The sequence below is a fragment of the Paenibacillus sp. SC116 genome (genome assembly GCF_024733555.1).
Lineage (GTDB): Bacteria > Bacillota > Bacilli > Paenibacillales > Paenibacillaceae > Paenibacillus_B.
Genome location: NZ_JANIOF010000005.1, coordinates 270815 through 283330 on the forward strand (window position 1 = coordinate 270815; position 12516 = coordinate 283330).

At 47.4% G+C, this 12516-nt stretch carries 13 protein-coding genes; all 13 read right to left on the reverse strand.

The features are described 5' to 3' along the window. Positions 1-30 precede the first annotated feature (30 nt). The 13 genes from NQ117_RS19495 to NQ117_RS19555 all read right to left on the reverse strand — a co-directional run bounded on the left by NQ117_RS19495 (position 31) and on the right by NQ117_RS19555 (position 12453). A complete protein-coding gene (locus NQ117_RS19495) occupies positions 31-468 on the reverse strand; it encodes an NUDIX hydrolase (RefSeq protein WP_258279684.1) in 438 nt (145 codons plus the stop codon). Positions 469-516: 48 nt separating this feature from the next. After that, complete coding sequence (locus tag NQ117_RS19500) at positions 517-1440, reverse strand: DMT family transporter (protein WP_258279685.1); 924 nt, start codon at positions 1438-1440, stop codon at positions 517-519. 116 nt (positions 1441-1556) lie between these two features. After that, positions 1557-2252 (reverse strand): B3/B4 domain-containing protein, encoded by a 696-nt coding sequence (locus NQ117_RS19505; RefSeq protein WP_258279686.1) that lies wholly within the window; start codon positions 2250-2252, stop codon positions 1557-1559. A 105-nt stretch (positions 2253-2357) separates the two neighbouring features. Beyond that, positions 2358-3704: a nucleotide sugar dehydrogenase gene (locus NQ117_RS19510; RefSeq protein WP_258279687.1), complete on the reverse strand. Its 1347-nt coding sequence runs from the start codon at positions 3702-3704 to the stop codon at positions 2358-2360. A gap of 32 nt (positions 3705-3736) precedes the next feature. Then, positions 3737-4171, reverse strand: coding sequence for a DUF6917 domain-containing protein (locus tag NQ117_RS19515; RefSeq protein ID WP_258279688.1), 435 nt, complete (start codon positions 4169-4171; stop codon positions 3737-3739). After that, a complete protein-coding gene (locus NQ117_RS19520; protein WP_258279689.1) occupies positions 4168-5088 on the reverse strand; it encodes a Gfo/Idh/MocA family protein in 921 nt (306 codons plus the stop codon). Before NQ117_RS19520 ends, NQ117_RS19515 begins: the two co-directional genes overlap by 4 nt. A gap of 21 nt (positions 5089-5109) precedes the next feature. Beyond that, the gene (locus NQ117_RS19525; RefSeq protein WP_258279690.1) at positions 5110-6246 is read right to left on the reverse strand and encodes an Ldh family oxidoreductase; all 1137 of its coding nucleotides are present in this window, start codon (positions 6244-6246) and stop codon (positions 5110-5112) included. Then, on the reverse strand, positions 6243-7568 hold the full coding sequence (locus NQ117_RS19530) for a M20/M25/M40 family metallo-hydrolase (protein ID WP_258279691.1): 1326 nt from the start codon (positions 7566-7568) through the stop codon (positions 6243-6245). Before NQ117_RS19530 ends, NQ117_RS19525 begins: the two co-directional genes overlap by 4 nt. Further along, on the reverse strand, positions 7568-8470 hold the full coding sequence (locus tag NQ117_RS19535; RefSeq protein ID WP_258279692.1) for a sugar phosphate isomerase/epimerase family protein: 903 nt from the start codon (positions 8468-8470) through the stop codon (positions 7568-7570). The genes NQ117_RS19530 and NQ117_RS19535 overlap by 1 nt, the downstream gene beginning before the upstream one ends. Beyond that, positions 8463-9590, reverse strand: coding sequence for a DegT/DnrJ/EryC1/StrS family aminotransferase (locus tag NQ117_RS19540; RefSeq protein ID WP_258279693.1), 1128 nt, complete (start codon positions 9588-9590; stop codon positions 8463-8465). Before NQ117_RS19540 ends, NQ117_RS19535 begins: the two co-directional genes overlap by 8 nt. Positions 9591-9592: 2 nt before the next feature. Continuing rightward, complete coding sequence (locus tag NQ117_RS19545) at positions 9593-10720, reverse strand: DegT/DnrJ/EryC1/StrS family aminotransferase (protein ID WP_258279694.1); 1128 nt, start codon at positions 10718-10720, stop codon at positions 9593-9595. Positions 10721-10725: 5 nt separating this feature from the next. Further along, the gene (locus tag NQ117_RS19550; RefSeq protein ID WP_258279695.1) at positions 10726-11784 is read right to left on the reverse strand and encodes a Gfo/Idh/MocA family protein; all 1059 of its coding nucleotides are present in this window, start codon (positions 11782-11784) and stop codon (positions 10726-10728) included. Between the two features lie 15 nt (positions 11785-11799). Continuing rightward, positions 11800-12453: a phosphoribosylanthranilate isomerase gene (locus tag NQ117_RS19555; RefSeq protein WP_309137895.1), complete on the reverse strand. Its 654-nt coding sequence runs from the start codon at positions 12451-12453 to the stop codon at positions 11800-11802. Positions 12454-12516: the final 63 nt, after the last annotated feature.

Consider the following 12516-nt stretch of genomic DNA (forward strand, 5'->3'; position numbering starts at 1 on the left):
GCACCTTTTCACACTTCATCCCGCAGCGAATTATTCTTTTCTTCCTTGATCGTAATAAGGAATTTCCTGCGCTCGATCGATAAGACGGCTTACACCATCCTTTATGTACGGCATGCGCTCATCCGCTTCGTGCAAATCCACCCATTCAATCTGACTAATCTCTTCAGGCCTACTCAACTGCTCTTGTCCATCAATGATTCTTGCTCTAAAAGTAAAGAATACCGCATGTTCCTGTATTCTCTCGAACTTACACTCATTCACAGCTACTAAACCAAACACTTTAACCGTGTAGCCCGTTTCTTCCTTCGCCTCGCGAATCGCAGCTTGTTCTAGCGTTTCTCCTGGCTCAACTGCTCCTCCAGGGAGAGACCATCTGACATCATCGTCATGGTCATGATTTTTCACCATCAGCACTTTAGAATTCGTTTCATCCGTAATTAAACTGTAAGCAACATCAACTCGTCTCATTGATTCCCTGTCCCTCCGTGTCACGTCATCTGATGTCCAGAGCAATCATTATGCTCCTATTGCAGCCGGATTCTCTTCTACCTTCGATGGTATGGAAGAGATTACAATCGCAGCTAGGACACAGATTATACCAGCTAAATGACTCCAGTGGAAAGGCTCTCCTAGAAAAAGGTATGAGAATGCGAGCGAAGACACCGCTATTAATCCAGTAAAAACAGCTGACGTACCTGTCGGCACAAGAGAAACGCCGTAATACCACAGTATAAATCCGAGCACCGTGACAACTACCGCATAATACAAAATGTACATCCAATCCACAACACTTGGCTGTGCAAACTCGAACGAGAACGCTTCATAGATGCCAAACGGAAGAAACATCAAAAATCCAAGCAAGGTCACGAACGTAGCAATCGCAAGCGGCGACAGTCTAGCAGAAAGCACCTTACCGAATATCGTAAACAGCGCCTCACCAATGACAGCGAAAAATACAAGCAAATTGCCAAACCAGACCAAAGAACCATCCACTGCGCTCGTTTCCACATTCACATGACTCAGCTTCAACACGGCTATTCCAATTACCGCAAGTGCAACACTTAGCCATTTGTAGAGAGACAACCGTTCTTTTAAAAATAAAAATGAGATAAGCGCAATGATCATCGGTGTCGTGCTCATAATAATGCCGCTCTCGCCAGCCGATGTATATTTCAATCCATATAACAAACAAATCCCGAACCCGAACACACCTGTCAACGATTGAACGAACAACCAGAAGCGATCTTTCGGTATAATTTTCGGAATCCCCTCTCGTACATACAGCAGCAAGAGCAAAATAGCTGCCGCAATCCCACAGCGTATCGCGGAAGCCAAATATACGGGAAAGACAGCCGATACTTGTTTCCCAATAACGAAAGAGCTGCCCACCGTAATCATTGCGATGCTCATCGCCCAGTACGCTTTTGCATTAGTGCTCAACAGGTAAACCTCCTTCGTGTACGAAAATAAGGCGCTCCCCCTAAAGGAACTAGGAAGTGGAACGCCCATCGCAATCGTGTGATTTCAATAATTGGTTCATAAGAAATGACAACAAATTAATCTACAACTTGATCCAAGCGTTCGATACGATATCCCCGACCAAGAATCTGAATAGCCTTGTCAAGAGACTCCGTTATATCCTTCTCTTCAATGCCTGGAACTTGACAGCCTAGCAACCAAATGATTGCTGTATTTGCGTTTACTTTCTGTGATTCTCCATCACGGTAACAGAAACGCGACAATACTTTCGTATCATCAGCCAACACCAATACATCCGCTGGCAGAGCTACTGCTTCACTTTCACCAAGCCCTTGAAATGGCTCGCCCCCTTCTGTAAAAGCAAGTCGTAGCTTACCTTCCACAGCCTGGGCATCGAATACACCTAATGGGATAAGATGCTGAATGGCCGCAACGTTTACTGCATCTACAATGGGGTGAATGGTTGGAATTTTATCGAGCTCGTCCTTAATGAAGAAACGTTGGAGTAAATTTTGCACAGATGGTGGGGTTTTCTTCGGGTTTAATCCAATCTGAGTATACAGCTGCTGATAGGCAGCATTACGAGGTTGTTCTCCGACAGTTGACTTGGCCATTCCTCTCCACTGCTCGTGAATATGATGCCAATCTTCTGTCAGATTCAGTTCATGTAACACATCATCCTGCTTAGGAGAAAGCTCCAAGAGGCAGCCATACACTTTTACATCGTTCAAATGCTGCTGCACACGTTCTGACATCGGTATAACACTATACATCCATAAATCCTCCTGATACCCATTAAGCTATTTGCTGTAGAATCGTCTATGGTCGCGAGAGGATAGTACCATTAATATCCATAATAGTCAATGTTCCAAATGAAGTTACAGCGCTACAAGCAAACGATCTTGCTCAAGTGTCAACTCATCTCCAATTCGCAGTACATTCGGTGCTTTCAAGCCTGCAAATGCGTTGCGCGTGTCCAAAATGGCAGCACCAGAATCTGCGATTGCGTGCACATTGTACACGGAATGCGATGTCAAAAAGACGATGCAATCATATTTGCTTAGTTCCGCTTCATTTACCGTTCGCTCGATTTCCACCTTGTTGCCCTGCTTATCGGACATGGAGTCGCACACCGGATCATTCACCGTCAATACCGCGCCTTTTTCCTTCAATAATTCATAGATTTCCAAACTTGGCGATTCACGCAAATCATTGACGTTAGGCTTATAAGCCATCCCGAGAAGAAGGATGCGAGAGCCGTTAATGCTTTTGCGCTGCACATTCAATACTTCAACAACTTTTTGAATAATATACCTTGGCATATTGCGGTTCAAATCCTGCGACAGCTCGATAAAGCGGCTGAAGAAGTTTTCCCCTTTTGCCTTCCAAGACAAATACATCGGATCAAGCGGAATGCAGTGTCCACCTATGCCGGGCCCCGGATAGAACGGCATAAAGCCGAACGGTTTCGTCGAGGCAGCTTGAATGACTTCCCATACGTTAATGCCCAGCGTATCGCACATGAGGGCCACTTCGTTAATAAAGGCAATGTTCACACTGCGAAACGTATTTTCAAGCAGCTTGGACATCTCTGCTGCTTTCGTTGTCGATACAGGCACAACACGTTCGCAAATAGAGCTGTACAGTATCTCTCCCAGCTTCAAACATGTAGGCGTAGTCCCTCCAACAACTTTAGGTGTGTTGCGGATCGAATACGTTTGATTTCCTGGATCAACACGTTCAGGTGAATAGCATAAATAGTAGTCACTTCCAGCAAGCAGTCCTTCTTCTGCAAGCACATCAGCAATTCGTTCATCTGTCGTACCCGGATACGTTGTGCTTTCTAATACGACCAAAGTATCCTTTTGCAAATACACACTCAATTGAGCAACAACCGATTCGATGTACGTAAGATTGGGCTCCTGCTGCTTGCTTAACGGAGTAGGCACGCATATGCACAAGGCATCAAACTGCTGAATAGCAGAGAAATCCGTTGTTGCCACGAAGCGACCGCTGAGCAGAACATTGCAAATATCTCGATCCTCAACATCAGATATATAGGAGCGCCCCTCATTGAGCATTCCTACTTTTTCGGAACTGAGATCGACACCTGTTACTTCATAGCCTTCTTGTGCAAAAGCGACAGCCAACGGCAGACCGACATAGCCCATTCCAATAATTCCGACTCGTGCTTGCTTAGCAAGCAATTTCTCCTCCAGCTTCATAGGCCACCTCCATAGCTCCATATGTCCTTTACTTAATCGAATATCCGTCCTCTTCCTACAAAAGAAATTTGTGACTCTACAGTTAATGATAGTTCCGTTGCCGTAACAGGTTCTTCGACCGCGATTATAATATTGTAGTGGTTCGGGTAGTGGCACTCGTCGAAGCCCAACACTTCGCCGATCTGCTCTCCATTAATCCATACCTGATCGCCGCGTTCAACGATACCTCCACAGTGAAGCTCAGCAAATCCAAGAAACCCTACTCTATCAATCCGATCACCACTTCTCGCTTCGTGATGATCGGTGGTTACGATTTCATGAATTTCGCGTTCTTGCACACAACGTGTCTCATGCTCAATTAATTGCATCCCTCGCTGCTCCTGCTTATGGAACAACAACTTTACAAACGATCCGGTAACTGTGCGCTTCACTACTGCTGCTGTCCGGTTACTAAGCGCATGGGTCATACACGAAGCGCCTCTGCCTCATAGGTTTCATGGACAAGACGAACCGCATCATAGCCGTCTTCACCATGGCAATTGCCTGCTTCCATTTTCGCAACGAAGTCTAGCAGTATCGCCTCATATTCATGGAACAAAGAAGATTTAAACTCTTGGAAACCTTCTAACATATCGATATAAATCTCGTAGCCATTTTTGAAAACGATCCGCACATCCTTTTGCTCTCCATTCGGATAAGCCCAATCCAGATCAACCGTGACAGGAATGCCATCTTCCGTAACCAGCTCCACTCGCGCCTCCATATCAATGCCGCGCTCATCCCGTGTAATATCGACGGATTTCACTTTCATGTGACCAAGGAAAAATGCTAGTGTGTCATAGACATTAGGACCATTATCCGCTACGCATCCGCCGCCGCACCGTTCAGGCTGCATGTACCATTGATCGTCCCCAGCATGTTCTTCAATCTTTTCCAAGTAGCTGGCGGTTACAAAGGAAACGTCCTCTAAAGACGTCAATCGTTGCAAGGCTTTTTCGAAATGTACATTGTAGCGTCTATGAAAAGCAGTAAACATCGTCAACTTCGCAGCACGCGAAAGCTCTACAAGCTGTCTCGCCTCATCCAACTTTAGCGTCATCGGCTTCTCGCAGCATACGTGCTTACCTGCCAGAAGCGCCTGCTTGCATATTTCAAAGTGCTTATCGTTCGGCACATTAATGACAACTGCATGGATGTCATCACGCTTCAACAGCTCTTGATAATCCAGATAACTGCTAATCCCTTTTTCACGAAACGGCTGGAGTCTGCTCTCATTCAAATCGCACACAGCCGTCAGCACCGGATTGGTTAATCGAGTCGTTAGTGCATCCACATAGTATTTTGAAATAACGCCCATTCCGATCATGCCTATGTTAAGCTGCATCTTATATCCTCCTCTATTATCTCAAACGTTAGGTATGATTGTTTCGCGCTCTGGAGCCGCAATCTTAAGCTTATCTGCCAAGTCCAACAGCTGCTCATATACTTGCACATCCAGCGGAATTCCTATTGGGGAACTGCTTCTTTGCGCCTCTAAATAACCTGGATAAACGACTTTCTTCTCCGGGGAATGGGTCGGGCAGTCCAACAGCGTTTGCAGCATGCTGTCCATATGAGTACCGAATTCAAGGAGTGGTCGAAACGCTTCTACTTGAATAGCAAGGAAAAAGTGTCCAATATTTTGGTCTTCCTTGGCATGAGATGCCCCATCCTTCTCCAAGAGCTGTGGACTAGGACCTACATGTGAACCCGATAAGATGCCGCATAAAATATCAACGACTAGTGCAAGACCATAGCCTTTCGCCCCACCTGTCGCAAGCGAACCGCCGAGCATTTGTAAATGCCCTGATCCATCTTCGTAAGCTTGCGGGTCTGTAACGGGATTGCCTGCTTCGTCAATGAGCCAACCTTCTGGAATGGACTCACCACGAAGCTTTGCAGCCCGAATCTTACCTGTCGCCACAACGGTGGTGCTCATATCCAGTACAAATGGAGGCAGATGTTGAGATGGCGCACTTACGGCAATTGGATTCGTACCTAACATATTAACCGTCCCATTCAAAGGACGCGCAATCGTCTGCGAGCCAAGATTCGTCATCGCAATGCCAATCATGCCCGCATCGAGCGCCTGAGCTGTATAATAGCCAGCACTGCCAAAGTGGGAGGAATTGCGTACGACGACACAGCCAATTCCAGTCGCGCGCGCCTTCTCTATCGCTATCTCCATCGCTCGGGCTCCTGCAACAAGCCCTAAGCCCTGCTTGGCATCTAACGTAGCTGTTCCCAGCGTTTCCGTTGCAATCGCAAACTCTGCCTGCGGATCAATGCGGCCATCCTGCAGCCGAGCTACATAAATGCGTTCCAAATTTGTAATGCCATGCGTGTCAAAACCTTTTTCATCCGCATAGCACAATACATCTGCCGCCGTACGACTGTAGCTTTCAGATACCCCACAAGCTTGAAACACTTGTGTTACAAACTGATGCAATGGCTCTGATTGGACATAAACGACTTGCTGTTGTGTAAGTAGCGTTCCAGTCATGCAATCGTCTCCTTTACAGATTGGTCTTGAGCGATCGTTACATACGATAGGAGCAAGTGGCGAATGGAAACCGCATACTCCTCCAACTGTTGTCTAGTTATCCATTCTCCATCTGCATGAGCCAAATTCTTCTCCAGGCTTCCTGGGCCGTATACAATGGTATAGCACCCTTCACGCTGCGCCCACATTGCATCGCATGTAAAGGTTTCGTGCAAATGATCATCCAGACTTCGTTCCAAACCTAGTGCTGCCAAGAAATGCTCCAGCGATTCATCACGGTTATTAAGCACGGGCAAGCCCTGTTTCACCCATTCCAAACGACAGATTTGCTCTGCATCTTTGGCTGTTAAAGCAGACCCATCAATCGTGCTGAACGTGTCCGAGAATCGGTGCACTGCATCAGCAAACGCATCTTCAATCCATAGTCGGAACTGCTGCCCTGCTTCCGTTGACAAATAAGCAAAGTTCATTAGCAACTGTCCACTTCCATACACCTTGTTGTGCATTTGCCCGGTATGAAGACCTGCCAAACACATTTTTCCGCCTGCTTCTGTAATCGGCACGGATAAAGCTGCGAACAATTGCTGGGCCAAATAGCCAAGCAGCAGCGTAGCATTATGTCCACTGTGAGGTGCATCATCGGTTGCATCTTTCCCCTCAACAACGATCCTTGCTGTCATCGAAGTTGTCGAATTGTCAAAATAGACACCGTTCGAAGGTTCAGCAAATACATTCAAGCGGCCGTACCAGCCTTGATCAATAAGCACCTTCGTACCATACACGCCCATCGCACCGCCTTCTTCACCGGAAACACATTGGATGACGATGCTATATGAATCAAGCAGACCCGGCTTGTCCTGCAAAGCGGCCTCAATACCGGCCAACAACGCAACACCAGGCCCTTTCATGTCTACTGCCCCACGTCCAATGAATGTCTCCCCATCATAGGAGACAGGGAACGAGCCATCGACCGTATCCATATGAAAGTTGAAGACAAGCGTCTGCGCAGGTGGGCGCTGCGGCCCGATACGAAGCACGAGATTGGGCTGAGACGACCAAAATGTACTACCCATTCGTGACGCCCGCTCCTTCACGGATAAAGGAACTTCCTCTCCTATTAACAGAGCAGGATCTGGTGACGAGTGTACGACGATTTGAGCACCTGTTCGTGCTGCGGCAAACGAGGCATAACATTGCTGTGCCTCCGCTAATAGGGACGGTTGCCCCGTTTCCATAGGCGAAACGGTGTGATATTCAAGCAGCTCAAGAAGCAGCGCTTCATAATCGGATGAGAATAATCGAGATGTACAAGTGGTATCCACTATACATATACACCTCCTGTTTGCGTTTCTTGGAGTTCATTCAGCAGACTTTCTAAGCGACGGCCATAGGCGATGTAGGATTGCTTCAAGCTGCCTCCATCTGCCATGCTCTGCTGTTTCAAGTGTGGAATAAGATGTAGATGCGGCTCAATGGCGAAGATTCCTGAATAATGATGTTCGAGAAGTAAGCGGATCGACTCCCTCACACGGGATTGCCCTTCTCCTGGTAAAGAATAGACAGCTTGCTCATTCTCCCAAATGCCGTCCTTTATATGAACATGGAACACATAAGGGAGTACTTGTTTCAAATACTCGTGTGTATCATAGCGATACGAAATGCCGTTACCTGTATCAAATAGAAGGCGCAAGTTAGGTAGATCTATCGACTTCACCAAATCCAAGGCACGGTCTGCCGAAGCTCCTGCCCATCCTGCACAGTTCTCATGGAGCAAAATGAGGCCCGCATCCGCTGCCAGTTCGGTTAGGCGGTGTAAACGCTCGATGACGTTCCCCCTCCATACGGATTCAGGCAAGCCATCATTCGGATAGGACATAATCCGGATATATTTCGTACCAAGCGCAGGCACCCTAGCTGCTAGCCGCTTCAACTCCTCGGCATCCCATTCAAAAGGTGCCGTTATGGGCCGCTCCCAATTGGCGATGCGTGAGGAGACAACGGTCACCTGCATGTGGGCCGCCTCGATATCGCGTCGGATCGCTTGGAAGTCCCTTTCCTCGATATCTGCGAGCGAGCTCCCATTGACCGTGCGAATTTCAAGCTCACGCCAGCCTAGTTCTTCATGGGCTTGGATTTGATCACGAAGTGAAGCACCTGCTTCATCACTTAATCCCGACAACACAATACGCTGCTCATCCCTGTCACCGCCATCTGCCTTAAACATGGACTGCTACCTGATTGGCATGGGCAAGAACCGCCTCAATGACGAGATCAACATGCTCATCCGGCATTTCTGCATACAGCGGCAAAGCAAGCGACCTCTTCGTCAACGCTTCAGCATGAGGGAAGTCACCTTCCTTGTGCCCTAAATAAGCAAAGGCTGGTTGCAGGGGCAGCGCAAGCGGGTAATAAATTTGGGTCTCAATGCCCCGTGCATGCAAGAACTGCTGCAATCCATCACGGCGCTCGCTTTGCAGAACATACGTATAGTACACACGATCATAATGATCGTCAGTTACAACTCGAATGTCCGGTGCTAACCTTGCGAATGCCTCGTTATAACGAGCAGCAATCTGAGCACGGCGCGCTATCAATTGATCAAACCGGAGGAGCTTATGCTGCAAATATCGCGCTACCACTTCATCCATGCGATGGTTGTATCCGAGATGATGATGAAGGAAGCGAGTAATGCCGTCCTGCCCATGGTTGCGCAGCATACGGCAGCGCTGTCCCAGCTCGTCATCATTTGTTACGATAACTCCGCCATCGCCTATCCCACCAAGCGGCTTAGCCGGAAAGAACGAATACAATCCGCTGTCACCGAGCAACCCGGCTTTCGTACCGTTCATACTGGCTCCCAGCGCTACAGCGCTATCCTCCAGCACATGCAGCTGATGCCGATCTGCAATCTCTCGAATTGCAGGCATATTAGCCATCACGGAGAACAGATGCGTCGGAATGACGACGCGGCTATTCGGTGTAATCTTCGCTTCCAGATCAGCAGGATCCATCATGCCTGTCACTGGGTCAACATCGACAAATACAGGACGGGCTTGCAGTAAGGAGATCGTACTGGCCGTAGAAATAAAGGAGAATGCAGGAGTGAGCACATCTACACCTGGACCAACTCCTAATGCACGCAAGATAATGCTTAAGGCAGTCGTTCCATTAGACACAGCTATCGCATGCTTTGCTCCTGTATAGGCACGAATCGCTTGCTCGAAGTCAGCTACCCCCTCCTTCAAAATAAAGTTGTCGGAGTGACCTACCTGAAACACAATATCTTTGATTACGTCACGTTCTTCGGCATATCTAGCACCGTAATTGAAAAAAGGAACGCTCATCCTTACACCCCTCCTTCATAAAACTTGTTAATAGCCGCACTAACTGCTGCAACTTCTTCCTCAGTCAAATCAGGATATAGCGGCAGCCCGACCGTTCTTGTACAAGCCAGCTCCGCATGAGGCATGCTTCCTTCCTCATAGCCGAGAGATTCGAAACAAGGCTGCGTATGCAAAGTTAGCGGGTAATACACTTCTGTACCAATCCCGTTATCCGTTAAATACTGCACCAGTTCATTGCGGCGATCACATTCAATTAAATACACATAGTAGACGGGATTGGTTGTATCCTCCCGCTCTCTAATAACTGGTGTCTGAATAGATGGATTAGCCGCGAGATATTTATCATACAGCGCTGCTAAATGAGCACGCTTGGCAATCTCTTGCGACAAATAAGGTAGACGCGACAATAATACAGCTGCCTGAATATCATCCATCCGACTGTTGTACCCAACCTCGTGATACACGTAAGGAACGCCTTCATCCTGACCGTGAATACGCAATCTGCGTACCCGATGTGCAAGCAGATCATCATTCGTCAGAATGAGACCGGCATCACCAATTGCTCCAAGTGTTTTAGTCGGAAAAAAGGAGATAACACCCGCCTTGCCGATTAAACCAGCATGCACACTGTCATGAAACATGCCAATCGCCTCTGCGCTATCTTCCAATACCAGCAGTCCATGCTTGTCAGCAATACGCTGAATCTCCTTCATATCAGCCAGCTGCGTAAATAAATGCACGGGCATAATCGCCTTGGTGCGCTCAGTAATTTTACGTTCAATATCCTCAATCGAGATGCTGTACGTAGCTGGATCGATATCGCAAAATACAGGCGTAGCCCCTACATGTCCGACACTTGAGGCAGAGGCAAAAAACGTAAAGCACGGCACGATGACTTCATCACCTGGTCCGATTCCTGCCGCCTTCAACATAATAATAAGCGCATCTGTCGCATTGCCGACCGCAATACAATGTTTCGCTCCTGTATAAGCTTCCATCATCTGTTCGAATCTTTTCACAGTCGGCCCATTTGTAAACTGTCCTGCTTCAATAATCTGATCTAGTTGTTCTTCGATTAGCGGCCATTGACGCTTGAATGAAGCCGCACCAGAGAAAAATGAAATTGCCATTTCGATCACCCCGTTTTTACTGTTTCATAGTGCACAACTGCATTTGCATATGGTTCCTGTTCTTCTTTAGGCAGCATAAGACCGCATTTCATCTTGGCTTCACATAATGTAGCAACAACTTGTGCATTAAAGGCCAAGTCACTTTCAGGCTTAGCGCACAGCCCATCAAAGTATCGATAATACTCTACAAACATCGCCGATAACGGATCATCGTACATCACTTGTTGTTCGATAAGTACTCCGTCTTTGTCGTAGATTTGCAGCCAAGAATAGCTGTCATCCTGTGCGCAAGGATAATAGCCGACGATTTGATGGTCCGCAAAATAGAGGCGAATCGTTCGCTTACGGATCGGTGATGCAAGATTGGAGTTCAAGCGAGAGGTTAACCCACCTGCATGCAGCAGTGAAATATGAGCTGTGCCCAAATTCGGTACGACCGCATCTTCCACATGCATATCCGTCACAGAAGCTTGTACAACATCCGCTTTCACCCCGCCAAGACTTAGAGCCAATGCTGCCAGATGTGGAATTTCTACATCCAATGCACTGTCATGGCTCATGTTGGACAAGGTGCGAGTCAGCCTAGCTTTGTCCTGTTCTGCCACAATAAGTGCAAGCGGTCCATATCGATTCGAACGAAGAATTTCTCGAATTTTTCCCGTTAAGGAACTGGACAGCCAGTTCGCTACAACAAGGACGTCCAATCCATACTGACGTTCTAATTGCTGTATCATCTCCAACTCAGCCAAAGTAGAGGCTAGCGGCTTCTCGACCATGAAGTTTCTATATCCATACTCAGCCGCTTGCCGCAATGTCTCAGCATGAAGTTCTGGCGATGTGCATATATGAACGACCGTATCTTCTGGTGCGAAACCTTCTACATCACTTACATTTCGATAAAAAGCTAACAAAGGCTCTTGTATATGGCTCGCATAAGGATCAACAACTCCGACTTTTGTATCAAAAAGGCCTGTATGCCGTTGATCGGTATGAAGCTTGCGCAAACAATGCAAATGCAAGCCGCGGCCAGCTCTTCCAAATCCAAAAATCAACGATTTTTTCATGGATACAGCTCCTCTTCAATCGCTCACAAGATGTGCTTCCAAACTCGCAGAATGCACCTCTTGTACGAATTTTCGCATTTTATAGTGGTCTTTCACTCCTTCTGTCTCGACACCGCTGCTTACATCAACTGCGTACGGATGCACCTGCTCTATGGCCCTCGCTACATTCTCTACATGCAAGCCGCCTGCTAAAATAATCGTTCGCTGTTCACTAACCCCAACAGCAAATTTCCAAGGAAATGGCTGACCTGTTCCGCCAGTCGCACCGTCAACATGCGTATCCAGCAAAATGGCTCGCACATTATTTTTGTGCGTAAATTCGTCCATCTGGGCTAAATCATCCTCGCTGCGAATGGAGATGGTTTTGACGACGGGACGTATCACTTGCTCGCAATATTGCGGAGATTCTTGTCCATGCAATTGCACGAGATCCAAGTGGCAGTATGCTGCAATATCGTTTACGATATGGATTTCTTCATTAACGAAGACTCCAGTCGTTGTAACGTAAGGCGGTAGTAATTGTATGATCCGTTTCGCTTGCTCTGGCGTCACTTCTCGCTTGCTGCTCGTAAATACAAAGCCAATCGAATCGGCACCCGCATCGACTGCAGCTAACGCAGCTTCTATCGTAGTCAACCCGCAAATTTTCACCCTAACGATAACGCACACCTCCTGACATCATAGCTATGACAAACAATCACTATAAGAAGGACCTACTGGCACCGCAGTTGC